Source organism: Myroides phaeus (assembly GCF_009799805.1).
Classification (GTDB): Bacteria; Bacteroidota; Bacteroidia; order Flavobacteriales; family Flavobacteriaceae; genus Flavobacterium; species Flavobacterium phaeum_A.
On the sequence record NZ_CP047050.1, the window covers coordinates 1,805,245 to 1,831,645 of the forward strand.

At 34.0% G+C, this 26,401-nt stretch carries 23 protein-coding genes and 1 riboswitch; of the genes, 18 read left to right on the plus strand and 5 right to left on the minus strand.

The window, feature by feature from the left end; genetic code table 11:
* Positions 1-195: 195 nt before the first annotated feature.
* Both GQS07_RS08130 and GQS07_RS08135 read left to right on the plus strand, forming a co-directional pair.
* A complete protein-coding gene (locus GQS07_RS08130) occupies positions 196-2,226 on the plus strand; it encodes an LTA synthase family protein (RefSeq protein WP_158210372.1) in 2,031 nt (676 codons plus the stop codon).
* Positions 2,227-2,414: 188 nt separating this feature from the next.
* Positions 2,415-2,605: riboswitch (cobalamin riboswitch) on the plus strand.
* A gap of 253 nt (positions 2,606-2,858) precedes the next feature.
* Complete coding sequence (locus GQS07_RS08135) at positions 2,859-3,266, plus strand: acyl-CoA thioesterase (protein ID WP_158210373.1); 408 nt, start codon at positions 2,859-2,861, stop codon at positions 3,264-3,266.
* 838 nt (positions 3,267-4,104) lie between these two features.
* On the opposite strand, the gene GQS07_RS08140 is transcribed toward GQS07_RS08135, so the two are convergent.
* Together GQS07_RS08140 and GQS07_RS08145 are read right to left on the minus strand one after the other, a co-directional pair.
* Positions 4,105-4,344 carry a hypothetical protein gene (locus tag GQS07_RS08140; RefSeq protein WP_199269091.1) on the minus strand — a complete coding sequence of 80 codons (240 nt, stop codon included), beginning with the start codon at positions 4,342-4,344 and terminating at the stop codon, positions 4,105-4,107.
* A 171-nt stretch (positions 4,345-4,515) separates the two neighbouring features.
* A complete protein-coding gene (locus GQS07_RS08145; RefSeq protein ID WP_090408630.1) occupies positions 4,516-4,866 on the minus strand; it encodes a 4Fe-4S dicluster domain-containing protein in 351 nt (116 codons plus the stop codon).
* A 74-nt stretch (positions 4,867-4,940) separates the two neighbouring features.
* Between GQS07_RS08145 and GQS07_RS08150 the strand changes: the two genes are divergently transcribed.
* The 9 genes from GQS07_RS08150 (at position 4,941) to GQS07_RS08190 (ending at position 14,563) form a co-directional block, all read left to right on the plus strand.
* Positions 4,941-5,999, plus strand: coding sequence for an acyl-CoA reductase (locus GQS07_RS08150; RefSeq protein ID WP_090408627.1), 1,059 nt, complete (start codon positions 4,941-4,943; stop codon positions 5,997-5,999).
* Between the two features lie 3 nt (positions 6,000-6,002).
* Positions 6,003-7,070 carry a 3-phosphoserine/phosphohydroxythreonine transaminase gene (gene serC, locus GQS07_RS08155; protein WP_158210374.1) on the plus strand — a complete coding sequence of 356 codons (1,068 nt, stop codon included), beginning with the start codon at positions 6,003-6,005 and terminating at the stop codon, positions 7,068-7,070.
* Between the two features lie 98 nt (positions 7,071-7,168).
* Positions 7,169-8,119: an NAD(P)-dependent oxidoreductase gene (locus GQS07_RS08160; RefSeq protein ID WP_158210375.1), complete on the plus strand. Its 951-nt coding sequence runs from the start codon at positions 7,169-7,171 to the stop codon at positions 8,117-8,119.
* Positions 8,120-8,153: 34 nt separating this feature from the next.
* Entirely contained in the window at positions 8,154-8,630 is a 477-nt protein-coding gene (locus GQS07_RS08165; RefSeq protein WP_158210376.1) for a hypothetical protein, read from the plus strand.
* Positions 8,631-8,715: 85 nt separating this feature from the next.
* Positions 8,716-9,447, plus strand: a complete 732-nt coding sequence (locus GQS07_RS08170) for a type II CAAX prenyl endopeptidase Rce1 family protein (protein WP_158210377.1) — start codon at positions 8,716-8,718, stop codon at positions 9,445-9,447.
* A 75-nt stretch (positions 9,448-9,522) separates the two neighbouring features.
* Complete coding sequence (locus GQS07_RS08175) at positions 9,523-9,984, plus strand: GNAT family N-acetyltransferase (protein ID WP_090408612.1); 462 nt, start codon at positions 9,523-9,525, stop codon at positions 9,982-9,984.
* 134 nt (positions 9,985-10,118) lie between these two features.
* Positions 10,119-10,925: a GLPGLI family protein gene (locus GQS07_RS08180; RefSeq protein ID WP_158210378.1), complete on the plus strand. Its 807-nt coding sequence runs from the start codon at positions 10,119-10,121 to the stop codon at positions 10,923-10,925.
* Between the two features lie 188 nt (positions 10,926-11,113).
* A complete protein-coding gene (locus GQS07_RS08185; RefSeq protein ID WP_158210379.1) occupies positions 11,114-13,768 on the plus strand; it encodes a carboxypeptidase-like regulatory domain-containing protein in 2,655 nt (884 codons plus the stop codon).
* A 96-nt stretch (positions 13,769-13,864) separates the two neighbouring features.
* Positions 13,865-14,563, plus strand: coding sequence for a pseudouridine synthase (locus GQS07_RS08190; protein ID WP_090408609.1), 699 nt, complete (start codon positions 13,865-13,867; stop codon positions 14,561-14,563).
* A 115-nt stretch (positions 14,564-14,678) separates the two neighbouring features.
* Here the strand turns inward: GQS07_RS08190 and GQS07_RS08195 are convergent, their stop codons facing one another.
* The gene (locus GQS07_RS08195; RefSeq protein ID WP_158210380.1) at positions 14,679-15,920 is read right to left on the minus strand and encodes an ABC transporter permease; all 1,242 of its coding nucleotides are present in this window, start codon (positions 15,918-15,920) and stop codon (positions 14,679-14,681) included.
* A gap of 218 nt (positions 15,921-16,138) precedes the next feature.
* Here GQS07_RS08195 and hisS point away from each other — a divergent pair, with 218 nt between their 5' ends.
* The 5 genes from hisS (at position 16,139) to GQS07_RS08220 (ending at position 20,350) form a co-directional block, all read left to right on the plus strand.
* Positions 16,139-17,509: a histidine--tRNA ligase gene (hisS, locus tag GQS07_RS08200; RefSeq protein ID WP_158210381.1), complete on the plus strand. Its 1,371-nt coding sequence runs from the start codon at positions 16,139-16,141 to the stop codon at positions 17,507-17,509.
* Between the two features lie 62 nt (positions 17,510-17,571).
* The gene (locus tag GQS07_RS08205) at positions 17,572-17,952 is read left to right on the plus strand and encodes a hypothetical protein (protein ID WP_233269248.1); all 381 of its coding nucleotides are present in this window, start codon (positions 17,572-17,574) and stop codon (positions 17,950-17,952) included.
* Between the two features lie 152 nt (positions 17,953-18,104).
* A complete protein-coding gene (locus GQS07_RS08210) occupies positions 18,105-18,911 on the plus strand; it encodes a DUF4261 domain-containing protein (RefSeq protein WP_158210383.1) in 807 nt (268 codons plus the stop codon).
* 178 nt (positions 18,912-19,089) lie between these two features.
* Positions 19,090-19,569 carry a hypothetical protein gene (locus GQS07_RS08215; RefSeq protein WP_090408596.1) on the plus strand — a complete coding sequence of 160 codons (480 nt, stop codon included), beginning with the start codon at positions 19,090-19,092 and terminating at the stop codon, positions 19,567-19,569.
* A gap of 22 nt (positions 19,570-19,591) precedes the next feature.
* Complete coding sequence (locus GQS07_RS08220) at positions 19,592-20,350, plus strand: hypothetical protein (protein ID WP_158210384.1); 759 nt, start codon at positions 19,592-19,594, stop codon at positions 20,348-20,350.
* A gap of 51 nt (positions 20,351-20,401) precedes the next feature.
* Here the strand turns inward: GQS07_RS08220 and GQS07_RS08225 are convergent, their stop codons facing one another.
* On the minus strand, positions 20,402-21,634 hold the full coding sequence (locus GQS07_RS08225) for a DUF445 domain-containing protein (protein ID WP_158210385.1): 1,233 nt from the start codon (positions 21,632-21,634) through the stop codon (positions 20,402-20,404).
* Positions 21,635-21,676: 42 nt separating this feature from the next.
* Complete coding sequence (locus tag GQS07_RS08230; protein WP_158210386.1) at positions 21,677-23,356, minus strand: RluA family pseudouridine synthase; 1,680 nt, start codon at positions 23,354-23,356, stop codon at positions 21,677-21,679.
* 226 nt (positions 23,357-23,582) lie between these two features.
* On the opposite strand from GQS07_RS08230, the gene ffh reads away from it, so the two are divergent.
* Both ffh and GQS07_RS08240 read left to right on the plus strand, forming a co-directional pair.
* Positions 23,583-24,920: a signal recognition particle protein gene (ffh, locus tag GQS07_RS08235; protein ID WP_090408581.1), complete on the plus strand. Its 1,338-nt coding sequence runs from the start codon at positions 23,583-23,585 to the stop codon at positions 24,918-24,920.
* 88 nt (positions 24,921-25,008) lie between these two features.
* Positions 25,009-25,896: a bifunctional 5,10-methylenetetrahydrofolate dehydrogenase/5,10-methenyltetrahydrofolate cyclohydrolase gene (locus GQS07_RS08240; RefSeq protein ID WP_158210387.1), complete on the plus strand. Its 888-nt coding sequence runs from the start codon at positions 25,009-25,011 to the stop codon at positions 25,894-25,896.
* Positions 25,897-26,401 lie beyond the last annotated feature (505 nt).

Sequence of the window (26,401 nt, forward strand, 5' to 3'; positions counted from 1 at the left end):
TCGAAATACTTGTCCTTTCAAAACCGAGTGCAAATATATAAAAGTCTTTTTACTCTTACAAAATGTTTTGAAAAATATTTTTAGTTTTTCTTTTGAGTTTTCCTTCTCTTGCAAATATAATAGAAAAGGTAACTAATTATAGTATATAATGTGAGAATTTATAATTTTGCATTTTAATAGAATTATAGAAACATTATGAATTTAGGTTTATTTGTGAAAATATGTAAAATCTCTTTGAAGTATTTCGCATATTTTTTGCTTGTGTTCTTCATAGGAAGGTTATTTTTTTTACTTAATTATGGAAACTTTACTGAGTTAGCGGCTTATAAAACAGGGATTATTGAATCTTTTATTGTTGGAGCTCGTTTTGACGTGTCTGCAATTTGTTATGGTTTTTTACCAATAGTTTTATTTTGGTTAGTTTCTTTATTTATACCTAAGAGAATTGAGTCGAAGTTTATTTCTGTTTTTCTAAGTTCTGCTAAGTATTATTTATTATTTGTCTTAGTTGTATTTGTTTCTTTAATAACAATAGATTTTTTCTTTTACCAGTTTTTCCAATCTCATATTAATTTATTGTTCTTTGGAATCTTTTATGATGATACTACAGCAGTATTAAATTCAGTTTGGACAGACTATCCTTTGTTTAAAATTCTCGGTGTATATGTTATTGCTATTCTTGGTTTACTATTAGTGTCTCGTTTTGTAAAGAGAAGTGCTAATAATTTACCTACTACCAATAATAAGGTGATCGGTTTAATAATGCTTTTACTATTTCCTTTATTTTTTATTGGAATGAGGGGGAGCGTAGGTGTTTTTACACTTAGAAGAGAGCATACAAATATTACTACAAATGAGTTTGTAAATTCCTTATGTTATAATGCCTTGTATTCTTTGAAGTTTGCTAATTCAGAGCGAAAAGAAAACGCAATAAATCCAGATATTGAAAGCGAACTGAAAGCTATTGGTTTAAATAGTTTTGCTGAGGTTCAAAAGATGTATAAAGGAACGAACGATTCTTTGTTCGACAATGAAATGTATGCTCATACTGCTTATAATGAATTTTTAAAGCAAAATCCTCCTAACATAATTTTTATTCAAATGGAAAGTATGAGTAATCATTACTTTGATATAAATACAGATGAGTTTAATTTAATAGGTGATTTGGCTGATGAATTGCCTGATTTGTATTACTTTAAAAATGGACTATCTGCTTATAATGGGACAATACAAACACTTGAGAGTTTTTTAATAGGTACACCTAAAACAATTATATCTCAATCAGTTTATTTTGATACTCCTTTTACTTCGTCGGTAGCATTACCTTTTAAAGAGAATGGGTATAGTACGTATTTTCTAACAGGAGCAAGTATATCTTGGCGTAATATTGATAATATGATTAAACATCAAGGTTATGATTATATTGAGGGAAAAAATAATATTCAGAGCAAATATCCAAATGCAGAGGAATTTGCTTGGGGAGTACACGATGGTTATTTGTTTGACTATATTTTTGATAAACTAAAAGAAGACCCTTCTAAACCTAAGTATATTTTTGGGTTGACAATTAGTAACCATACTCCTTTTGAAGTTCCTAAGTCCTTTAAAACAAAGCCTATTCGTATGCCTGATAATTTATTAAAGGAGATTCGTGTAGATGAAGCTACGGCATATGCTAATTTTTACTCACATCAATATGCTGCGTCTGAGCTTGCCCGATTAATAAAAGAGATTAAAAATTCGCCATTTGGAGAAAATACAATTATTGTTGCATCAGGAGACCATAATATTAGACAAGTGTTTGAATATAAACCAGAGCAAGGGTTTCTAAAAAGAAGTGTTCCAATTCTATTTTATATTCCAGAGAAATATAAACCAAGTTATTTTAATGATGAAGTTATTGCTTCTCACAAAGATATTTTTCCAACTATATTTAATTTAGCATTATCAAATACTAAATATACTTATACGGGAGACGATTTATTTAAAGAGAACATTCCATATCGATTTGCAATCAATGATTATAATTTTATAGCAGATTCAATTGGAGTAATTTCAATAGAGAATGGTCAGCCTTATTTCTACAAATGGATAAACAAGCAAAAAAGAGATCTTAAGATAAGTGATGTGAAAGAAGAACACGCTAAGGTTTTACGAGATAAAATGGATAGTTATAAAACGATGAAAACGATAAAGATTTATCAAGACATTTTAAAAAATAAATAAGCTAATAAGAGGAGTTACATTATAAGATGTGACTCCTTTTTTATTTATTACTAATTACATTACGGTAAATTAATTGTAAAATTAGCTGTAATTAAAGTGTAATAAAAAATATCATTCGTTAGCGCATTCTATAGTTATTCTCAAAACTTTCTTTATATTCGCTTTTCGGTTCTCCTAAATATAGGAGGAATCTATCAACAAAGAGAGGTTACACTTAACTGTGTATGAAAAGGGAATCGTGTTAAAATCACGAACTGTCGCGCAACTGTAAGTAACGCATAGGCTTTTATCCAAAGTAAACCACTGTCGTCATAAACGATGGGAAGGTTGATAAAAGTTGTTACAAGTCAGGAGACCTGCCTATTTTTTTAAAGACGATGCTTTCGCGGTTTAGAGCTTAATGTCAAGTTGAAATACAAATAAAAGAAGTACAGCCTAAAAGTACTTTAGCAGAGATTTAGTTTTTTGTTTGATAAGCTAAATCGCATTTTATTGTATTCATACTTCACGTTATTTTTCCATTCCCATATCGTTTTTAAGTCAGTGTTATTTGCTATAACAAGAGTATTCTCATTTGTTATCAGTAATCATACATTGTACTTATCGAATTGAAATAGTTATAAGCAATAATAATGGTTCTTAAAGAAACAGTAGAGGAGAGAAAAGTAAAAGCAGAAACACACGTATTTAAAGTCGTTTTTCCTGATACTACGAATCACCACAACACAATGTTTGGTGGTCGAGTGATTATGATGATGACAGAAACAGCTTTTATGACAGCAACGAGATTTTGTAGAAAGAACTTTGTAATCGTTAGTAGTGATAAAATTGATTTCTCTAAACCGATACCTGCAGGTTCATTAGTTGAAATGGTTGGTAAGGTTGAATCAATTGGAAATACAAGCATTCGCATTCGCGTAGAAGTCTATAGAGAGAAGATGAAAGAAGATTATAGGCAACAAGTGGTAAGTGGTGTGTTTACTTTAGTAGCATTGAATGATGATTTTAAACCGATTCCTATTTTGGATGAGGTAGAATAATTTAAATTTTGTAAGCATCTTACATTTTTTAGTTTTTGGTAGGGGGATAAATCTTTTAAAAGATTTATCCCTATTTTTTTACAATAAAAAAAGTATTTATATTGAAGATTGAAGGTAAGTAGAAAAGGATATACTTAATACAATAGCAACATTATAAGAGTATTAAATAGAATTAGTAGAGCAATTAAAATGTCTGTTTAAGAATATACATAAAGTATATGAATCACCGATTATAGGGCGTTATATAGGCTTTAAAGTATTTTTATTATAAGCTTCTTTGATACTTGTTTCACACAAGTACCACATAAGTACCACACATCTTCGAGAAAATGCCTTTTTTCCGAACCTCTGTGGTACGTATGTGGTAGATGTCTCGAACATAGTGTGTTTAAAACTGCGCTTTGATATGTTCTTTATTACAGGCACAATGCATTACATTTTAAATCTTTGTTTATTTTGTTTCGTATAGGAAAGAGATGTTTATACTTAGCTCCCAACTTTTGCACCTAATCTAAAAAATGTGTACAGTACAAATTAGGTTTGTCAATTAAAACAGAACACCTGAAGTTAGATGAAAGACTTGATATTATTTGTCTTATTGCATTTTTTTGTTTTCTGGGGGCTTCCATTAGAATTATAGGAAACGTATGATAGAATTATAGGAAACGTATGATAGGATTTGGAAAGCAATCAAATTAAGTATAGGCTGTTTTTAGCAAGACTAAAAAATTGCTCAGTAAAAGTAATTGAGGAAATAGATGAATAAAAGGATAAGGAAGTTCATAGGGAGAGAGGTAATAAAAAAGCCCTTTCATTTTAGAAAGAGCTTGAAGTATTGTTATTTTTTAGTACCTCCAGTAATGAGATAATAGATTACATAAAACCATCCTAAAACAAAGTGGATAATAGCCCAAAGTATAGATTTGTTTTTTTTCCAAGACAAATAAACTGCGGCAATAGAACCTACACTAAAACCAAATAAACCTCCACCCCATAATTGAATAGAAGGACCTCCTGCTATTGCAAACGTGCTTGCTAATAACATAACTGTTGTCCACAACAAATTTTCTTTTTTCATCTTACACAAGATTTAGGTTAATATATATACTAAAGTTAGTGAAATTAAAATGATTTTAACTTTATAACTCTTTGAAAAACGGATAGTTGTAGGGAATTTGGTAAAAGTAAGTAGTGGTTTGTATTTTAAGACACAAAAAAAGCGAAACTGTTAAGTTTCGCTTTCTATATTTTAGTGCTTGTGTAAAAATGCTTGACGTTGTAAAAGTGTTTCTTCACTTTCAACGTGATTGTCGTCTGGAATACAACAATCAACTGGGCATACAGCAGCACATTGAGGTTCTTCGTGGAATCCTTTACACTCCGTACATTTAGAAGGTACGATGTAGTAAAATTCATCAGATACTGGTTCTTGAGCCGCATCAGCGTCTACTTCAGATCCATCAGGTAAAACGATTTTACCAGAAAGGGCTGTACCATCTTTGTATCTCCAATCATCTGCACCTTCATAAATCGCTGTATTTGGACATTCAGGTTCGCAAGCTCCACAATTAATGCATTCGTCTGTTATAATGATTGCCATAGCTTATATTTTTGTTTTATATGTATTAACTTTGTGGCAAATTTACACCCAAAACAATTCACATACAAGTCAATATGGATTTAGATGTTAAAAAAGTTGCATTTGTTAAAATTGGAGACTTTTTACGCCAATTCGCTACAAATGAGTTTATAAGAAACAATGATGTTTGTCATAATGATAGATTTTATTGCGAATTTGAAGAATTAATTAATAGTAGCGTAAACTACAATGGTTGGTTTACAAGAGAACAAGTTATTAATTCGATTAGCTCTTGGGCTGATGCTTTGACTAAAGAAAACTTAGAAAAGTGGACTTCACAATATGATTTTGAAAAAGAACCTTTAAAGAAAGTTGGACTTATTTTAGCTGGAAATATTCCGTTAGTAGGGTTCCACGATTTCTTATCTGTCCTTATGTCAGGAAATATCGCTTTAGTAAAAATGTCTTCAAACGACCAGAAACTATTGCCTTTCTTGTCAAATTACTTGGTAGAGGTTGAACCTAAATTTGCTGATCGCGTAGTTTTTGTGAAAGGTAAATTGGAAGATTTTGATGCTGTTATTGCAACGGGTAGTGATAATACTGCGCGTTATTTTGACTACTACTTTAGCAAAGTGCCTAATATCATTCGTAAAAACAGAAACTCAGTAGCTGTTTTAAATGGCGAAGAAAGTCACGATGATATGGTTGCTTTAGGGAAAGACGTATTTACTTACTACGGATTAGGATGTAGAAACGTGTCTAAGTTATTTGTGCCAAGAGGTTTTGTATTTGATGGTTTTTACCAAGGAATGTACGAATACCGCGATGTTATTGAATATGAGAAATACTCAAATAACTACGACTATAACAAAGCAGTTTTCTTGATGAGTGAGTTCAAATTGTTAGACAATGGTTTCTTGACAATTAAAGAAGACACTACTTATGCATCACCTATATCGTCTGTATTTTACGAGTATTATGACGATATTGAAGAAGTGAAAACACGTCTTGCAAATGATCACGAGAAAATACAGTGTATTGTATCCAATAATTTAATTGACGGAAGTATTGCATTTGGACAAACGCAAAGCCCACAATTATGGGATTATGCAGATAATGTAGATACATTGCGTTTCTTATTAGATTTATAGAAAATGAAAAAGGTGCATAACTTTTCGGCTGGTCCTTGTTTGTTGCCAACCACAGTGTATGAACAAGCGGCTGAAGCTGTTCAGAATTTCAACGGTAGCGGTATGTCTATTTTATCTATCTCGCATAGAAGTAAAGAGTTTATCGCTGTGTTAGAAGAAGCAAAAGCATTGGCTTTGTCTTTACTTGGATTGGAAAACAAAGGGTATACTGCCTTGTTTTTACAAGGGGGAGCCAGTATGGAATTTATGCGTATTCCTTATAATTTATTAGCGCACAGGGCTGGTTATATCAATACCGGCACCTGGGCTACTAAAGCTTTGGAACAAGCTACTCAGTTTGGAGAAGTGGACTTAATCGCTTCTTCTGAGGATCAAAAGTTTACTTATATTCCGAAAGATATTATAGTACCAACCGGACTTGATTACCTTCATTTTACATCAAATAATACGATTTACGGAACACAGTTTAACGCTGTTCCTAAAGCAGATTGCCCTATTGTGTGTGATATGAGTTCTGATATCTATTCGCGTGAATTTGATTACGACAAAATTGATGTTATTTACGCAGGAGCACAAAAAAATATAGGTCCTGCTGGCTTGAGTGTTGTTTTGATTAAAGAAGAGGTATTAGGCAAAACATCGCGTTCTATTCCCAATATGCTGAATTATCAAGAGCATATAAATAAAGGGAGTTTGTACCACACAGCCAACGTGTTTGCAATCTATACAAGTTTATTAAACTTTAGATGGTTACACAATTTAGGTGGGGTATCAGCCATAGAAAAAGTCAATAATCAAAAAGCAGCTTTGTTGTACAAGGCAATTGACGATTGTGATTTTATCAATGGAATTGCAAAAGTAGACTCTCGTTCTAAGATGAACGTTACTTTTGATTTTGTAGAAGAGAAAATGGCACCTCTTTTTGATGCGCTATGTCAGGATGCGAAAATAATGAATATCAAAGGACACCGTTCTGTTGGTGGCTATAGAGCTTCTTTGTATAACGCATTGCCGTTAGAAAGCGTGGAAGTATTAGTTTCTGTGTTACAGCAGATGAACTCCTTTGTTTAGTACACATAGCTTTGTGTAAACCGTTGTATAACGTAGCAAGCAGATAGGGGGAGATAAGTAAACAAGTTAAAACAAGTATAATTGATAAAATAGAACAAATGAGAATTTTAGCAAATGACGGCATCCCTGAAGAAGTTAAGGTTGCCTTAGAAGAAATAGGATTTGAAGTAAAAGAAGTTAGAGTTGCTCACGAACAACTGGTTAATTATACTAAAAAGAATGAAATAGAAGTCTTATTGGTTCAAAGAGGAACTTTATTAGACAAAAATACGATAGATGAATTAGCGCATTTAAAGGCTGTTGTTTTTGCAGGAACGCAAGTTAATTTAGAAACGATAGACCATTTAAAAAGCAACGGTATCAAAGTTATTTGGGCTGAAGAGGCACTGGCTAATGCAACTGCCGAAATGGTGTTTGCTCATTTGTTAACGGGGTGTCGCTTATTACAAGAGTCAAATAGAAATATGCCGTTAGAAGGAGATGCAAGCTTCAAGATGTTGCAAGAGTCTTATGGCAATGGAATTGAATTAGCTGGTAAAACTTTGGGTATTTTAGGAATGAACAAAGCAGGGGAGTTAGTAGCTCAGAAAGCTTTGGCATTGGGAATGCACGTTCTGTATAATGATGATTCGATTGAAGAGTTAAAAGGAGAATATGTATTGCCAAATGGAATTCATTTTCCTGTTGACCTAAAAAGTACAGACAAGCACAAGGTTATTCACGATGCGCAGTTTTTAACAATTCACACACGTCATTTCGAACGTTATTTAGTAGATAAAGAGGTTTTAGAAAATGCACACCATTTGTTGGGAATTGTCAATTGTGCTTATCCTGAAGCAATCAATGAGGTTGACTTAGTGGACAAGATTAATGAAGAAGCCTTGTTATTTGCTGGAATAGACCGTTTTGAAGAAGAACCACATCCTGCTATTCAGGTTTTAATGCAACCAGCGTTTTCTTTATCCCCTAATGTTAATGCTTCAACAGATGAGAGTAAAGTGTTAATTTGGGATGAAATATTTGAGAAAATTCAAGTATTGAGAAAATAATTGGTTAGTTTTAGCACACAAAAAAATAAATACTATGATAGAGCAAATTTCAAAATTAATTGAACAAGTTAGTTCAAGCGAAATCAGTGGAGCAGGAATCTCTTCTGACTTAGCAGGTGCAGTTACAAAAGAAACAGGTGATAGTATCATCAACGGATTAAAAAGCAGTCTTTCTGCTGGAGATATCGGTGGATTGACAAGCTTATTAGGTGGTTCTACAAGTAACTTAATGTCAAACCCTATTGTAATGGGAATGGTTACTAACTTAATTAGTGGTCTTACAAGTAAAGTAGGATTATCTGACGGAATTGCTAAGAACTTCGCAGGTTCTGTAATTCCAAAAATTATCGAGAGCTTAGTTTCTAAATCTAAAGGAGGAGAAAGTGGTTTCCAAGTAACTGATTTAGTAAGCAGCTTAGGTGGTGGAAATGCTAAAGATTTATTGAGCTCTTTAACAGGAGGAAAAGAAGGATTAGGTGGTGCACTTGATGCATTAAAAGGTCTTTTTTAGTCAATAAAAAATAGATATAATAGAGCGACTATTCTTACGGGAGTAGTCGCTTTTTTTATTTATCTTGGGCATAAAGAATTGTATTATGAATTTTAATCAGTTGCTAAGCGACTATTTGTCTTTTGTAAGGAAACCTGATTTATCGGGAATGGTGGCGAGCAAACCGTATAAAATGGTTCGAACATTTCAATTGTGGTTAATTACCTTTTTGATTGTTATAACCAGTAGTAGTGTAATAGATGAGGTTTTTGATTTACCAATGCACGATGGGTTTGAACAGCTAATAGAGCAATTTGGTTTTGCTCTTTTTTTTGTTTTTGCAGTTGTCATTGGACCTTTTTTAGAAGAGGTAATCTTTCGTTTGCCTATGCGGTTTCGGATTAAGTATATTAGTATAGGCTTTGTTTTATTGTTGTTGTATTGTACTTTTTCTATTGTTGAGGTATTAGGTGATATTAGCTTAGCGAAAGGCATTAGTATTAGCGGAGTTTTCTTAGCTATTTTGGCAGGGGGAATTTATGTTATTACTCGTTTTAAAGAACGAATAGTTAAGTATTGGCATCAGAATTTTATATACGTATTTTACGGTTACAGTATCTTGTTTGGGTTTGTGCACATATTTAATTTTGACACACTATCACTGCGCTTGTTGTTGTTATCCCCATTGATTACCTTGCCTCAGTTGATTTTAGGAGTAGGGATGGGGTATGTGCGAATACGCTTTGGTTTTTGGTACGGATACTTGTTTCACGCCTTAAACAATGGCTTTGCCTTTACCGTGTTTTATATCGGAATGAAATATTTTCCTGAGATGTAAGCTATTTAGTGTTAATGTTTTATTTGATTTTTTTGAGAATTATTTACCTTTGTATTGAACTTAAAAGCTCACTATATGAACAGCGTACATTGGCACACGAAATTATTTGAAGAATTGACAAATGAGGAACTATATGATATTATACGTTTGCGTACAGATATTTTTGTAGTTGAACAGAATTGTGCTTATCCAGAATTAGATGGAAAGGACAAACAGTGTCTTCACGTATATGCAACTAAATTAAATCAAGTTATCGCTTGTGCGCGTATTGTACCACCGGGCTTGAGTTATCCTGAAATATCTATTGGGCGAGTTGCTGTTCACGCTGATTATCGCAAAGATGGTTATGGCAAGGTATTGATGCAACACGCAATTGATAAGATAGAAGAGGAGTTTGGAGCGCAAGATATTCAAATCGGAGCACAGTGTTACTTAAAGAAGTTTTACGGTTCATTTGGATTTGAAGCAGTGTCAGAGGATTATTTGGAAGACAATATCCCACACGTAGATATGATTAGAAAAGCTACAGCAGAGTAGCCTACAAAATAAAGTAATTGAATCCCCAAGTGCTATGTGCTTGGGGATTTTTTATGGCGAAATATGATGTATTATAATCGTTAATTTTTTTAACAAACAGTTAATGCTATATTTGATATATCAAAATTCTATTTATGAAAAAGAGTCTTTATTTTATGCTTATAATCTTTATAAGCTCATTTAATGTTATTGCACAAGATAAAATTGATGTAATGCGATATGAATACGAAGTAATGTTTAAACCAAGTGTAAAAGATGCAGATAGTGTTTATACAGAGAAAATGTATTTAGATGTATGGGCTAATCAATCGAGATTTTCTTCAGAGTCAAAATCTAAATTAATTGAGTTTTTAGCAGAGGAAAAGAATTCGATGTTTAGAGGAGAGATGTTCTTTCCTCCTGGAGTTGCAGCGACACGTTTAGATTGGACTGTTATTCGAGAGGGACAAAAAGTTTATGTAGTTAGTAAAGTAGGGGCTTCTTTGATGAAGATGGAAAGTTCACTGAAGGAAATTAAGTGGGATATACTCCCAGAAATCGAAGAATATGAAGGGATGAAAGTTCAGAAAGCAATAGGAGAGTTACGAGGTAGGATATGGACAGTGTGGTTTACAACTGAAATAGATTTGATTGAGGGACCCTATAAATTTAAGAACTTACCAGGTTTTGTTGTAAAAGCAGTTGACGATAAAGCAGATTATCTTTTCGAATTTAGAAAAAGTGAAAAGGTACAAACAGTTAGTAGATATTTTGGTTATGAAGATGCAATGCTTGTTGATGCAAAAAGAATGCTTAAAGCACGTGAAATAGCCTCAAATAAAACAAGAAAACAAGTTTTAAGTGAGCGTGGAATTACCATACACGTTGAGCCTAATTCTGAATCAGAAGCTAATCTAAATAGCCGTGTTGGAGATGACACCAATCATATTGAAAAACTATAAAAGGCAAATATAGATGTTGTTTGTTGTAATCCTTTTTCCTTTTGTTAATAGGTAGTTCTTAGTAGCAAAATTTTGAAGAGGTAATGCGTTATGAATAACAGTTGACATATAAACCAATTAGAAATAGCAATATTGACAGTGCAACTGACTCTGTTAAATGGTTGCTTTTGTACAGACGATTTTACTTTATGAAACATTTTATTTTACTTTTTTTTATACTTACCTTCTGTACTACACAAGCACAAGTGGTTTTAAAGGGGAGGGTGTTTGATAATACTAAACAACCTATTGATCACGCTACAGTTATTATTGAAGATTTAAATACTAAAGCTGTTATAGCTTATGAGTTGGTAGATGAAAAAGGTAGGTTTGAACTTGCTTTAAGAAGTAAAGAGTCTGAAGTTAATATTCGGGTTAATGCATTAAATTTCTTATCTCAGACAAAGCAGATAGCAAATGAATCACAAGAATTTGCGTTTGAGCTTGTTCCTGAAGCTACACAATTAGAAGAGATATTTGTTAAAGCATCTGCTATTACACAGCACAATGATACGATTGTTTTTGACTTAAAAGCATTTGCAGGAAAGAATGATCGTGTTTTAGAGGATGTCTTGAAAAAAATGCCTGGTATTGAAGTTTCTGAAGAAGGCCAAATTAAATATCAAGGCAAAGAAATTAATAAGTTTTACGTAGAAGGCAAGGATTTAATGGGAGGAAGATACTCTTCGGTTACAAAAGCATTACCCAATCTTCACGTTGATAAATTAGAAGTGTTAGAAAACCATCAACCCATTAAAATGTTAGAGAATAGAATAGCCTCAGAAAGTCCAGCTATTAATATTCGATTAAAAGATAAAGTTAGTTTTAGTGGCAGTGGAAGAGCTGGAGTGGGGGCTGATCCATTTTTGTGGAATACGTCGCTTTCTCCTATGTTTTTAAGCAAAGGTTTACAGTATCTTTTTAATTATGAGGCTAATAATACAGGAAACAATATTTCTAATAAACTACAAGACTTTTCTATTGTAGGAAGTTATGATACGTATAGTTATTCTAAATCCATAGGAACAACTTTATATATGGCAGAAACGACTATTCCTTCAATTGATCAATCTCGTTATCTTTTCAATAAATCACATTTAGTTTCAGCTAATTTCCTTACAAAATTGACGGAGAAATTAGAGATGAGAACTAATGTGTATTATTACAATAATGAGATAGAACGCACGGGAGAGGAGTATACTGAAGTTAAAAATATTACAGAAGATAACAGTGATCAAGTGATTCGCTATAGTCGTAAAAATAACAGTTTCCTGTTTGAAGAAAACTTTAAATCAGTATTTACTTTTACTAAGAATACTGAAGATAATTTCTTTAAAGATTATGTAACGATTAGTTTAAATAGGTCTAAAAATAGAGGGGTATTACTCTTAAATACTGATCCAATTTATCAAAGTGTACAATCACCTTCGTTTAGTTTACAAAACTCAATGAGTACACTTATACCAGTAGGAAGGAATAAGTTTATCAATTTCAAGTCACTTGTTGATTTTACACGTGATAAACAAGATTATGATGCTACTTCTATTAGTACTTTAAATTTTCCAGATGAAGCGTTAAAGCAATATGAATCTCTTGAACAAGAGTATATGGATAATACTTTTTATACCAACAATGCTTTTTCTATATCGTGGAAAGTGAAGAAATGGACAATTAGTGAGGAGTATAGTTTAGTATATGAAAATAGAAAAGTAGAAACAGATTTATATGGTTGGCAACAAAACAAAGAGAATGTTGGTAATCAATATCAAAACGATTTAAATTACGATCGATTTAATAATGTATTAAGGACAGGGGTAAGCTATAAAGGTACTAAGTTAGATATGAGTTTTAACTTGCCCATTGTATGGAATACATTTTCTTTAAACAATCGTGTGATTGATGAGAAGACGACAAAAAACAAAGTGAATTTAACGCCATCGTTTTATACCTCTTATAAACTTTCGCCAATGTGGACAATTAGAGGGAGTACAAGTCAATCAACAAGTTATACTCCTTTGAGTCAATTATATCCGAATTTCATATTTAGAGGATTAGATTTTATTGCTTTTAAAAATAAGATAGAGGATACTAAAAGTTTTAGTTCAAGAATAGCTTTTGAGTTCAAAAACCCTTTCAACGGATTGTTTGCAAATGGGAATATTGGTTATACTAAAATAGATTATAAAGTATTGTTTTCTACGCATATAGATGATAATGGTCAGCAAGTTATAGAAGCTATTGAAAAGAAGAATACTAATTTTAGTCATATGGCAAATCTTAATGTAGGTAAGTTTTTGAGCAAATTGAGTATGAATGTAAAAGGGATGTTTAGTTTTAACAGGAACAAAAGTGAAGTGTTGATTAATAGGGTTTTACGTGATGTTAATATGTATAATTATAATTATGGTTTACAAATTAGCAATAATCACTTTGATTGGGTAAACTTCACCTATGATTTTAATTATGGGAAACAAGAACGAAAAGAAGAACTAACATCTGTATATAGCTATTCTACAAGTCATAATGTTCGTTTTGATATTATTCCATTTAAAACCCAAAGTTTTGTGTGGAAGTTAGATTATCGGGAGAATACCTTTGATAAACAAACTTTTTCGAATCGTTTTATGGATTTGATGTATCGTTTTAAGTGGAATAAAAAGAAGATCGATTTTGATATAGAATGGCGAAATATATTGAATACAAAGGAATATGAACAGGTCATTGTAAATAATATTCAAACAGCAAGAACAGGTTTTAAACTTAGACCCACACAAGTTTTAGCATCGGTACGTTTTAACTTTTAAATAAATTAAAAAAGCTTTTTTCTCCACAAGAAAGGAGCTTTTGATTTTTAGGAATTAGCTATTTAGAATGTGCAGACTTATTTTATCTTTGCGCTTATGTTAGAAATTCTTTACCAAGACGAGTACGTCGTTGCAATTAATAAACCAAGAGATTTACTGGTACACAAGTCGTTTATCGCGAGCGATATACAGGAGTATGCTATTCAAATCTTGCGAGATCAGATAGGACAATACGTTTATCCTGTTCACAGATTAGACAGAAAAACTTCTGGTGTGTTGTTATTTGCATTAGATAAAGAAACGCTTAAGGTGTTGAATGACGACTTCGCAACGCGAAAAGTTGAGAAGAAATACATCGCTATTGTTCGTGGGTACACCATTGATGAAGAAACAATTGATTACGCGCTTACAAATGATAGTGGGCAAACACAAGAGGCAAAAACGTATTATAAAACCTTGCAACGCGTTGAGGTAGATATGCCTTTTGGGCAACACCTAACTTCTCGTTATTCTTTGGTAGAAGCACATCCTGAAACAGGGAGGCAACATCAATTGCGCAAGCACTTCAAGCATATCTTCCACCCAATTATTGGTAGTCGTCCTCACGGATGTAATAAACAAAACAAGCTGTGGTTAGATACACATAACCTTGGCGCTATGCTACTTCACGCATTAGAACTTGAGTTTGATCATCCAATAACACAAGAACGCATTAAACTACGTGCTACTATTGATGAACAGTACACTAAGTATAATGCTGTATTAGGATTCGATTTAGAAGAGTTTTATAAGTAGGTTTATAGTTTACAGTTTTCGGGTTATTGTTCTTGTATATACTTAAAAACATATTCCTGATTACTAATCACTGAGTACTGATCACTGATTGCTAATACAGATTACTGATCACTGATTACTCATACCTCAAGGCTTCCACTGGGTCAAGTTTAGCTGCTTTAACCGCAGGATACAAACCAGAAATAACCGCAACAATAAACGTTGTTACAAAAGCGGCAATGATGGCAGTCCACGGAATAACAAAATAGAAGTTCATTGCTTTAGACAATCCAAACGCAGTTAAAATACCCAATAGCGTACCTATAAGTCCACCCAGTTGGCCAATAATAACCGTTTCTGTAAAGAACTGTAAAGCGATTGTTTTTCGCTTAGCGCCTAAAGATTTACGAACTCCAATTTCACGGGTACGCTCAGTAACAGACACCAGCATAATGTTCATTAAAGCAATAGACGATCCTAAGATTGTAATTAAGCCAATCACCCAAGCGGCAACATTTAGCATATTAACCTGTGTTAGCATAGAGCGAATCATATCATCACTGCGTTCAATCCCAAAGTTAGACTTATGAGCCGGAGATAAGCGACGGATATTTCGGAAGTCCAAAATAGCTTGGTCTGTTGCTTGGTCCAATAAATGGTCTTGCAATAAACTAACCTTTAATTCGTAATTTATATTTGAGGCATTGAATATCGTTCTGGCAATTTGAATAGGAATAAACACTCGCTGGTCTTCATTCTGACCAAAAGTACTTCCTTGTTCTTTTAGAATTCCGATGATTTTAAACTTATATCCTCTGATAGAAATGATTTGATTAATAGGACTAAAGTCTTTAAACATTTTCTTAGAAAAGTCTGAACCTACCACACATACAAAGTGATTATTCACAATATCCGTATAACTAAAGTTACGTCCTTGTTCTACTTTAATGCCACTGTTAGATAAGTAATTTTCATCACACCCTAAAACAGAAATCTCGGGATCTGTTTTCATCATATCGTTCTTTACTTCAATATTTGTAGCTGCTTGAAAAGAGATAGAAACCGTAGACAAAGGAAAGGCATAATCTTCTTTAAAACTCTGTGCTTGTGCATAAGTAATAGGAGGATTTACTTGTTGTACCGATTTGTTTTTTGCCATTTTACCAGCTACGTCATATTGGCTAATCGTAAAGGTATTTGCTCCCATTGACGCAAAGTCTGTCAAGATGGTATTCTTTAGCGCAGACACCACAGATAGTATTCCTACCAATGCCCATATTCCAATTGCAATAATGAAAATAGTAATGCAAGTACGCAAGATTTGACTCTTAATACTGGTAAGGGCAATTCGAATATTCTCTAAACTAAGTTTTATCATGAAGGTTAGACGTTACTATTGATGTGGCTTTAGAAGTAAAAATATCGAAAATTATTTGATTCACTCTCTAAATTGAACAGAATTAATAAAATAATGAAAAAGGGACACTTATTTAATTGCAGTAAACAAATTGTTATTGCTATCGCTCAGAATAGGGTTTTTTTAAAAAAAGTAGTAGTTTTGTAGTATAATGTTAAATGAATAAAAATTAATTAGAGATGGCAAATAAACCTGGAATTCCAAAGGGTACAAGAGATTTTTCTCCTACAGAAGTGGCAAGAAGACAATACATCATGCAAACTATTCGACATGGATTTGAAAAATTTGGTTTCCATCCCATCGAGACTCCTTCATTTGAGAATTTAGACACATTGTTAGGGAAGTATGGTGAAGAGGGAGATCGTTTAATTTTTAAAATTCTTAACTCTGGTGATTACTTAAGTAAAGTAGATGAAACTATTTTAGAAAGTAAAAACAGTTTGAAACTGACAAACCAGATTTCAGAAAAAGCATTGCGTTATGATTTAACAGTGCCATTCGCACGTTACGTTGTAATGCACCAAAATGAGATTGACTTTCCATTTAAGCGTTACCAAATGCAACCAGTATGGCGTGCAGACCGTCCGCAAAAAGGAAGATATAGAGAATTCTACCAATGTGATGCTGACGTTATCGGTTCTAAATCACTATGGCAAGAAGTTGAGTTCGTAACGCTTTATGACCGTGTATTTACTGCATTGGGAGTTCACGGTGTTACTATCAAATTAAACAACAGAAAGATATTATCAGGTATTGCTGAGGTAATTGGAGCAAGTGATAAATTAATCGACTTTACTGTTGCTTTAGATAAATTAGACAAAATCGGAGAAGACGGAGTTAAGGCTGAAATGATTGAAAAAGGAATTGAAGCTGAAGCGATTGATAAAGTGAAATTATTGTTCAACTTTACAGGTACTTTCGAAGAGAAATTAGATAAATTACGCCAGTTATTAGCTACTTCGGAAGAGGGAACTAAAGGAGTAGAAGAGCTTGCTTTTGTAGGTAAAGAAGTAGAGAAAATTGGCTTAGCAACAGCTAAACTTAATCTTGATGTTACGTTAGCTCGTGGATTAAATTACTATACAGGTGCTATCTTTGAAATTGGAGCTCCTGAAACAGTAAAACTTGGTTCTATTGGTGGAGGTGGTCGTTATGATGACCTTACTGGTATCTTTGGATTAAAAGATATGAGTGGTGTTGGTATTTCTTTCGGTTTAGATCGTATTTACTTAGTAATGGAGGAGTTAAACCTTTTCCCAGAAGCAGTAAATGCAGCGTCTAAAGTGATGTTCTTAAATATGGGAGAAGAAGAAATGAGTTACTCAATGCAAGCGGTTATGAAATTGAGAGATGCAGGAGTAAAAACAGAACTATACCCAGATAAAGCTAAAGTTGGTAAGCAGTTCCAATTTGCAGATAAAAAGGGAATTCCTTTTGCAGTGTTAGTAGGTAGTGAGGAAATGAGTAACAATAAGTTTACTTTAAAAGAACTTGCTTCTGGAGAACAAACTGTAGTTAGTTTAGAAGAATTAATTGAGCGTTTGAAATAAGCACTTCAATTAAAAATAATACAGAAGGTATGTGATTTTGTCGCATACCTTTTTTTATGCGTATGAAAAAGTCGCTTAGAACATTAAGAGTTGGTACTTGTTTTTATTTGTTTTCTACAAAGGTTACTCGTATTTCAGAGACAGATGAAAGTGTTTTTAGCATTCGCTTATTTGTCGATGCATATAGTCGTTTTGCGTTGCTCGTACATTTTCGAACGCTGGATGATTACTACGTTGGCAATCCTTTAAACCACGGAGTGTTGTTGTACAATGAACAAACGAAAGAAGAGGAAACCGTCAATCTGAATCGACCTAAGTTTATACGTTATGCCTTGGATTACGGTATTCGCAAGGGATGGCGACCACAAGAAGCACAAGTAGTGTTAGACGGAATCGCTTTATTACACGAATTGGGTTATAAGACAGAGAAACTGCAAAAATAAGTTGACTCCCTTGTTAAATTGGCTTCACTTTTGCATAGTAAACAATGCGAAAATGTTAAATAAGTTTAGGGCTTATAGGCAGTTTTCCTTACATTTATAAAGAATAAAGAATTAATCTACTGAAGTTACTTCAGCTTAAAATAAAATGAACTATGAAGCATAAGAAAATAGGTAACGCACCAAAAATAGCTATGTTTAAATTGTTGTACACTGAAAAGCCAACAATTGATATGGAGGCAGTTTTAACTGAGCTGCACAAAGTATATCCAAACGCAAGTTATGACAATGATGCTAATGTGTTTATATTTCCCGATTGTCAAATTGAATTAAAGAATGGAACAGGTCCTGCACAATGTGTGGTACTCCGCACTGAAGACGATCAGAAGGCAGAATTAACAGATGCTTATTTTCAACAAAACTGGCATTGGCCAGAAGCAGAAGAAGCTTATGCTGCGTGTAAATATGAAATTGTAGTTACAGATTTTTTAAGCCGTAGTTTAGATCCTCGTATTCGAATTGTATTGGTTCAACAATTGTTGGCTGCTATGATTAAAGTGAGTAATCCACAAGTAATCGTTTCTGTACACGGACAAAAATTATTAGATACTCAGGCGTTTGTAGAAGATTGTAAAGACCCTAATTACATTGCCTTAGATTTGTTTATTAATGTGCGTTTGTATAATGTAGAGGAAACAGAACAAGGTAGGTTGTTGATGGATACAGTAGGATTACACGCTTTAGGTTTGTCTGATTTACAGATTTTCTATAACGATGATAGTTTGATAGACAGCATTGCTAATCGCCTGTGGGATTACGCTTATTACTTAGCTCACGTAGGAGAAGTTATTGAAGACGGAAATACGGTACAAGGATTAGAAGAAAGTCAGAAGTGGGTTTGTAACAAAGTATTTTCTGTAACAGAACCAGAGAGAACAGTACTTGATATTAAAGCAAGCTAAAATATAGATTAACCTTATTGGTTATTACGCTTTAAAAAAAGAGAAGCACCCAATGCAGTGTTGTTATTTCACAAGAATAATAATACTGCATTTTGTTTTATATTTAGTGTCCTATTTGATTCTAACTCTTATAATAATTGTAGTTTTGCAAAAAGGGTAGAATACAAAAAAAGTAAGTATGCAAATGATTAATCTGAGTTTTCAAGAGTTTATTGATAACTACACGCAGGAGGATAGCGAGTGGCTCGCTTTAGAGTGGAATGAAAAATTCGGTGCAAAGTTTAAAGACGCAAACTACCTTTTTAGAATACAAATTGCCGAATTGGTATGTGAGCAAATACACACTGTTAGTCTTGATCTTGTTAGAGAGTTGTTTATCACAATGGGGATGACTGCTCAGTTAAATTTTGTTGTGTTCAACAAGTTTAATTTATTAGCCCAAGAGCTTTTGGAAAGAGGAGGGAAAGACTATTTGTATGACTACGTTTGTGCAGCACACGTTTCTTTTGATACTTTTTTAAGTACGGCAAATATCACTTTATCAGAGGCGAGAAGACAAGAGATTTTAGCTCACTTCGACTACCTAAAGGCTACGGAATCTGATGGACAAGTACAGAAAATGTTGTCAGACCATTTGAGAACTCGTTTTGTAAAATAGATACTACATTACAAATAACACTATGAAACATATCGCATTATTATTCGTTCTTTTTATTGGAATGAATAGCTGGGCACAAGAGAATAATCTTTCTCCTGCTGTTGCCGACAAGGTAAATGAGCTAATTGCTGTTTTCCAAAATAACGACAAAGAGGAAATAGCTAATCACATTGGTTATCCCTTAAATAGAAATTACCCTATTCCAGAGGTGAACACGGCAAAAGAGCTTGTTGTTCGTTTTGACCAAATTTTCGATAAGGAGTTGATTAATGCAATTGCCAAGTCAACGCTTGACGACTGGAGTACGGTAGGATGGAGAGGAACGATGTTGAAAGACGGTTTGTTGTGGATGGATGACAATGGGATTATTTACAGAATTAATCGCGATACGCCAATGGAACAAAAGTGGCGAAAGTCATTGATACAACAAGATAGAACACGTTTACACAAGAGCGTTCAAAAGTATAAAGAACCTTATGCGGTGATTGATGTAGAAGGAGAAACTTGGCGTATTGACAATATTAATGATGAGGTAATGCGTCTTGTGATTTGGAAGAAAGGAGTTAAGATGAACGAACATCCGGCTTTGGTTTTAGAAGGATGCTTAGATCTGCAAGGTTCGATGGGAACAAGAGTATTGGAGTTTAAAAACAAAAAGACAACAGAGGAAATTACCATTCTATTAGATGCACAAGAAATAGAAGCACTTCACGGAGTGAGTATTACCATTACAGATAAAAAAGGAAAAGATATTAGCAAACAAGGAGTTGCTGATAACTAAACATAAAAAAGGCTACAATGTTGAATTGTAGCCTTTTTTAGTGTCTAAATGTTAGATAAAACTGGTAACGATATAAATAAGCAATCCTACGAGTCCCCCAACAATAGTTCCGTTAATTCTGATGAACTGCAAGTCTTTTCCGACTTCGAGTTCTAATTTGTCACTTAATTCACGACCATCCCAACTATCAACGGTATTTCGGATTAATTGACCAACTTCTTTTGTGTTTTTAAGGGCAAGGCGATAAATAGTATGTTGAATCCACTTATTTATTTTAGCTCTTAGTTCTTCATTTTGTTCTAAGTCCACCGCTATATTAGCCAAGCTTTTTTGAATGTATGTTCTCAACATAGAGTTGTTATCCTCTAATTGTTTTAATAAATTGTCTTTTGTAGAAGTCCAGAAATCTCTGACATAATCCTCAATGCGGTCATCGGTAATAAACTGTCCGATAATCTCATCAAACTTAGCTTTCCACTTATCAGAAGCCTCAATATCTACAGCCAGCATTTCTAAGCGAAGGGTAATTTCTTTTCTAATCTTGTGATTTGGATCTTGAGCAATATCTTCTAAAAAGGTGTTTACCCCATTGACCAATTGATTTGTTACTGTTTTACCACCGATAAGTCCTAAAAGAGGTTGTTTCTCAACAATCTTGGCATAAATCTCTTCTCGGTGCTCTTTAACATAAACCTGTGCTTTCGGAATAATAACATCAATTAATCTATTGTGTTCTCCCTTTTCTACAGCATACATCACACCTTGTGCCACAAAGCTCTGTACATTAATAGCAGCAATACCCTCTTTCGCTTTTCCAGCTAAGAAAGAAACAACGGTTTTATCTTCTAAATCAGTTAGTATTCTCTTGGCTAAATTGGCTATTTCATTTTCTAATAGCTGTTGATTCTTCTCTTTTGCGATATAAGTAGAAATGAGTGTTCCCAAGTCTATCTTTTCAACATAAGGGCGAATATTAGTAGAGGTTAGAAAGTTGTCAGTAACAAAGTCTCCTAAGTTGTCTCCAATTTTATTTTTACTATTAACAATCAAATTGGTGTGCGGAATATTCAATCCCATCGGGTGGCGAAATAAAGCCGTAACAGCAAACCAATCTGCCAATGCACCGACCATTGCTGCCTCTGAAAAGGCTTTGACATATCCCATCCAAGCTGCAGGGGCGTGTTTTAAACTATAAACCATTACCACATACACTACAGCCATTAGGATAAATAATCCAGTAGCAATCTGTTTGTGTTTGCGCAATTGTGCTTTTTTATCAGGCATATATAAATGAGTTAAAAAGTAAAGTTATTAAAAAATAAGACGTTAGAAGTTTTCTTTTACCTCAAATGATACTGTTTCCTGTGTTTTTGGATGTTTAAAAGTAATTTTATTAGCGTGTAAGTGCAGTCTATTAGCTTTAGTTCCGTACAAATCATCACCAATAATTGGCGTGTTTAACCCCATCGGGTGAGAAGCGTGTACTCTCAACTGATGCGTACGTCCTGTAATAGGGTAGAAGTATACTTTTGTTTTTCCTTCTTTTCGCTCTATAACTTCCCATCTTGTTTGCGCGTATTTACCATATTCAAAGCAAACCATCTGACGAGGTCGATCGTCTAAGTCCACGCGCAATGGCAAGTCGATTAGTCCTTCATCACCAGTAACATCTCCATCAAGTAAAGCTACATAGCGTTTCTCAACCTTTTTTCTGATAAACTGACTTTGTAATGCTTTGTGTGAATCTTTGTCTTTTGCAATGATTAGGATTCCCGATGTAGCCATATCTAAACGGTGTACAATCAAAGGACCACTTGCTTTAGGGTATCTCAACTTCATGCGTTCTTGTACAGAATCGTGAATAAAAATACCAGGAACAGACAAGAATTCCTCTGGTTTATTGACAATCGCGAAGTACTCATCTTCAAAAACAATTTCTAACGGTTTGTTTAAGGCAGGGTTAAGCAATAAAGGGTTGTCATCTACCTCCAATCCTTGTAGCATATGTCCTAAAATAGGCTCACATTTACCGCGACAAGCAGGGTAGTAGTGTTGATGTTTTCTAATTTCAGATTTAGGTGATTCGCCCCACCAAAACTCGGCCATAGCAATAGGACTATACCCATTTAGGTAAGCGTATTGCAATAGTTTAGGTGCAGCACAATCTCCCGCTGCTGCCGGTGGTTGTATTGGCGTTTCTTCAAAAATATCTAATAAGTCGCGTTGTTCTCCTCTGTTGTTTAAAAAGCGGTAGTGTTCAAACAACTTTGTTTGTAAGGCATTCGACTTTTGTTTTCTTTCTTCTTTAAGGTCTTTAATCACATTTTCAAACGAATCAATAACCTCTTTTGTTTGTGCTATTTGTTCTTGCCAATAAGTTGTCAATACTCTTAATTCGTGTTTATCTCTAAGACTTTGTTTAATCAAGTCGTCGTTAAAAGCAGTAAACTCCTCATCAGACAAAATAGCTATTTGCTCATTTCTCGCAGCTTTACGCTCATTTTTTAAACGCTTCACCTCGGCTTTTCTATCCGCTATAGCAGTTTCTTCTTCTTTTAGTTGCTTAGCCAATAGTTCCTTTGCCTCTTGGTATGTATTGTCAGCCTCTAATTCTTCTATTCTATTGTTAATCGTAGTCAGAATAGCCCCATCTTTAATAAAAAAGCCTTCTTTGTCCCATATATCAAAGACAGCAGGAACGAATCCTTCTAAGTGAGAAAGAGGACCTAACTTACCTGAAAAGGCAGTGAAATAACCTAATTCACCCGCTTTATTTTTTACGATTAAAACGCCAAACATCTTACCTGAAAATAGGTAATCAGGACTGTTCTTGTCAAAAAAAGGTGTGATTACAGGATTTGTAGCTAACTCTTCTTGTAATTCTTTAGCAGCAAGAATAGATAATTGATGAGGTTCGTAATAAAAGGGATAAGTGAACTTTTTAGGCAGTTCGATTGCACTTATATCAGATTGAAAAACTCTAAAAAGAGGTTTAGAAGTAGGCATATTGTTGTTTATTAAGTGGCAAAAATAGGGATAAAAAGGGGAAAGTTATATTTCTTGTGCCTCAAAAAGTGAGTTAAAAAGTATTGAAAAAGAAGACGTAGAATCTGTCAAAAGTAGGTTTGTCAAAAGATTATTTAAAAAAAGTATGTTTTCCTGCTTTTGCTTTTTGTGACTTAAAGAGTTATATAGTATCTTTGGCGACTCAAAGTATTAAAATAATACCGATATGTTTGATAATTTAAGCGATAAATTAGATAAAGCCTTTCATATCCTTAAGGGACATGGTAAAATTACTGAAGTCAATGTAGCAGACACTTTAAAGGAAGTACGTAGAGCGTTATTAGACGCCGACGTTAACTTTAAAATTGCGAAAGATTTTACCAATATAGTAAAAGAAAAAGCCTTAGGACAAGAAGTACTTACAACTCTACAACCAGGTCAGTTGATGGTTAAAATCGTTAAAGACGAGCTAACACAATTGATGGGTGGAGAGGCCGCTGGTATCAACTTGTCAGGTAATCCAACTGTGATTTTAATGTCAGGTTTACAAGGGTCAGGTAAGACTACTTTCTCTGGTAAATTGGCTAACTTTTTAAAAACTAAAAAGAATAAAACTCCTTTATTAGTAGCGTGTGACGTTTACCGTCCTGCTGCGATTAACCAATTACACGTAGTTGGAGAACAACTTGGTGTTGAGGTTTATTCAGAAGAAGGAAATAACAATCCAGTACAAATTGCTGAGAATGCTATTAAGCACGCAAAAGCAAATGGATTCAACGTAGTTATTGTCGATACAGCTGGTCGTTTGGCAGTTGATGAAGAGATGATGACGGAGATTGCTAATATTCACAAAGCAATCACGCCACACGAAACATTATTCGTAGTGGATTCTATGACAGGACAAGATGCTGTAAATACTGCAAAAGCATTTAATGATAGATTAAACTTTGACGGGGTTATCCTTACTAAATTAGATGGGGATACTCGTGGAGGGGCTGCCATTTCTATTAAATCTGTAGTTAATAAACCAATTAAGTTTATTGGTACAGGTGAGAAAATGGATGCAATTGACGTGTTCTATCCAGAACGTTTAGCTGATCGTATCCTTGGGATGGGTGACGTTATCTCGTTAGTAGAACGTGCGCAAGAGCAATATGATGAAGAGGAAGCTCGTAAGATTCAAAAGAAAATTGCGAAAAACGAGTTCGGATTTGACGATTTCTTATCGCAAATTCAACAAGTGAAGAAAATGGGTAGTATGAAAGACTTGGTAGGAATGTTACCAGGTGTTGGAAAAGCGTTGAAAGACGTAGAAATTGAAGATGACGCTTTTAAGCACATAGAAGCTATCATTCACTCAATGACTCCAAAAGAGCGCGCTAAACCGTCTCTACTTGATGCTAAACGCAAGCAAAGAATTGCTAAAGGATCAGGAACGGATATCCAACAAGTAAATCAATTGCTTAAGCAATTCGACCAAATGAGCAAAATGATGAAAATGATGCAAGGTTCAAAAGGTAAGAATTTGATGAGGATGATGGGCCAAATGAAAGGCATGCAATAAAAATAAAAACAAGAAGGTTTAAGGTTCGTAATGAAGTTTAAACCTTCTTTAGTTTACATATATAACAACACACACTTATTATTTTTTAATGCAACTACTAGACGGAAAAAAGGTATCGGAAGATATCAAGAATGAGATTGCTGTTGAGGTTCAACAGATGAAATCTCGCGGGGAGAAAGTTCCTCATTTAGCAGCAGTACTTGTTGGAAGCAACGGAGCAAGTTTAACTTACGTAGGAAGTAAGGTTAAGTCTTGTGAGAAAGTAGGTTTTGAATCTACTTTAGTAGCTTTACCAGAAGACACAACAGAGGATGAACTGTTGGCTAAAGTAAAAGAATTGAACGCTGATCCTGCTATTGACGGGTACATTGTTCAGTTGCCTTTGCCTAAACACATCGATGAACAAAAGATTTTATTAGCAATCGACCCTGACAAAGATGTAGATGGTTTTCACCCTACAAACTTTGGTAGAATGGCATTGGAAATGGAAACATTCTTGCCTGCTACGCCTTATGGAATCATGGAGTTGTTAGAGCGCTATAAAGTTGAAACAGCTGGAAAGAATGTAGTGGTAATTGGTCGTTCTCATATTGTGGGTCGTCCGATGAGTATTCTTTTGAGTAGAAAAGGGTATCCTGGAGATGCTACTGTTACCTTAACGCACAGCCGTACTAAGAATATTGAAGCTATCACAAGAGAGGCAGATATTATTATCTCTGCTTTAGGTGTGCCTCATTTCTTGAAAGCAGATATGGTAAAAGAGGGAGTTACAGTAGTGGATGTTGGAATTACTCGTGTTGCTGATGCTAATGCGCCAAGAGGATACGTTATCGCTGGTGATGTTGACTTTGACGAGGTAAGTAAAAAAGCAGCATTTATTACCCCTGTTCCTGGAGGAGTAGGACCAATGACAATTGCAATGTTATTAAAAAATACACTATTAGCGCGTTCTCGTAAAGCACTTAAAGGAGAATAAGCACATTTCGTATTTAGATTATAGAAAAGAGACACAAGAGATTGTGTCTCTTTTTTTTATGTTTAATAATTGGTCTTGTGTATTATGTTAGACGCGAAGTATCGCCAATGCCGATATGCTGTTTGAATGTATTGTGTGTTTGCATTTCCAATATTACTTCAGAGGAGTATTTGCGTTTAGATTATCAGTAGAGACGCGATACTTCGCGTCTCCAAATAATACCTATCGTGTTGTTATTTATGTTTTGGAGATATAGAGGTTTACATTTCCAATATTACTTCAGATGAGTATTTGCGTTTAGATTATCAGTAGAGACGCGATACTTCGCGTCTCCAAATAAATCCTATTGTGTTGTTATTTATGTTTAGGAGATATAGAGGTTTGCATTTCCAATCTTACTTCAGAGGAGTATTTGCGTTTAGATTATCAGTAGAGACGCGATACTTCGCGTCTCCAAATAATACCTATCGTGTTGTTATTTATGTTTTGGAGATATAGAGGTTTA

What these genes read in the sequence shown, in the direction of transcription:
- GQS07_RS08130 (WP_158210372.1), top strand. Translation starts at nt 196, where the DNA reads ATGAATTTAGGTTTATTTGTGAAAATATGTAAAATCTCTTTGAAGTAT.
- GQS07_RS08135 (WP_158210373.1), top strand. Translation starts at nt 2,859, where the DNA reads ATGGTTCTTAAAGAAACAGTAGAGGAGAGAAAAGTAAAAGCAGAAACA.
- GQS07_RS08140 (WP_199269091.1), bottom strand. Translation starts at nt 4,344, where the DNA reads ATGAAAAAAGAAAATTTGTTGTGGACAACAGTTATGTTATTAGCAAGC.
- GQS07_RS08145 (WP_090408630.1), bottom strand. Translation starts at nt 4,866, where the DNA reads ATGGCAATCATTATAACAGACGAATGCATTAATTGTGGAGCTTGCGAA.
- GQS07_RS08150 (WP_090408627.1), top strand. Translation starts at nt 4,941, where the DNA reads ATGGATTTAGATGTTAAAAAAGTTGCATTTGTTAAAATTGGAGACTTT.
- serC (WP_158210374.1), top strand. Translation starts at nt 6,003, where the DNA reads ATGAAAAAGGTGCATAACTTTTCGGCTGGTCCTTGTTTGTTGCCAACC.
- GQS07_RS08160 (WP_158210375.1), top strand. Translation starts at nt 7,169, where the DNA reads ATGAGAATTTTAGCAAATGACGGCATCCCTGAAGAAGTTAAGGTTGCC.
- GQS07_RS08165 (WP_158210376.1), top strand. Translation starts at nt 8,154, where the DNA reads ATGATAGAGCAAATTTCAAAATTAATTGAACAAGTTAGTTCAAGCGAA.
- GQS07_RS08170 (WP_158210377.1), top strand. Translation starts at nt 8,716, where the DNA reads ATGAATTTTAATCAGTTGCTAAGCGACTATTTGTCTTTTGTAAGGAAA.
- GQS07_RS08175 (WP_090408612.1), top strand. Translation starts at nt 9,523, where the DNA reads ATGAACAGCGTACATTGGCACACGAAATTATTTGAAGAATTGACAAAT.
- GQS07_RS08180 (WP_158210378.1), top strand. Translation starts at nt 10,119, where the DNA reads ATGAAAAAGAGTCTTTATTTTATGCTTATAATCTTTATAAGCTCATTT.
- GQS07_RS08185 (WP_158210379.1), top strand. Translation starts at nt 11,114, where the DNA reads ATGAAACATTTTATTTTACTTTTTTTTATACTTACCTTCTGTACTACA.
- GQS07_RS08190 (WP_090408609.1), top strand. Translation starts at nt 13,865, where the DNA reads ATGTTAGAAATTCTTTACCAAGACGAGTACGTCGTTGCAATTAATAAA.
- GQS07_RS08195 (WP_158210380.1), bottom strand. Translation starts at nt 15,920, where the DNA reads ATGATAAAACTTAGTTTAGAGAATATTCGAATTGCCCTTACCAGTATT.
- hisS (WP_158210381.1), top strand. Translation starts at nt 16,139, where the DNA reads ATGGCAAATAAACCTGGAATTCCAAAGGGTACAAGAGATTTTTCTCCT.
- GQS07_RS08205 (WP_233269248.1), top strand. Translation starts at nt 17,572, where the DNA reads ATGAAAAAGTCGCTTAGAACATTAAGAGTTGGTACTTGTTTTTATTTG.
- GQS07_RS08210 (WP_158210383.1), top strand. Translation starts at nt 18,105, where the DNA reads ATGAAGCATAAGAAAATAGGTAACGCACCAAAAATAGCTATGTTTAAA.
- GQS07_RS08215 (WP_090408596.1), top strand. Translation starts at nt 19,090, where the DNA reads ATGCAAATGATTAATCTGAGTTTTCAAGAGTTTATTGATAACTACACG.
- GQS07_RS08220 (WP_158210384.1), top strand. Translation starts at nt 19,592, where the DNA reads ATGAAACATATCGCATTATTATTCGTTCTTTTTATTGGAATGAATAGC.
- GQS07_RS08225 (WP_158210385.1), bottom strand. Translation starts at nt 21,634, where the DNA reads ATGCCTGATAAAAAAGCACAATTGCGCAAACACAAACAGATTGCTACT.
- GQS07_RS08230 (WP_158210386.1), bottom strand. Translation starts at nt 23,356, where the DNA reads ATGCCTACTTCTAAACCTCTTTTTAGAGTTTTTCAATCTGATATAAGT.
- ffh (WP_090408581.1), top strand. Translation starts at nt 23,583, where the DNA reads ATGTTTGATAATTTAAGCGATAAATTAGATAAAGCCTTTCATATCCTT.
- GQS07_RS08240 (WP_158210387.1), top strand. Translation starts at nt 25,009, where the DNA reads ATGCAACTACTAGACGGAAAAAAGGTATCGGAAGATATCAAGAATGAG.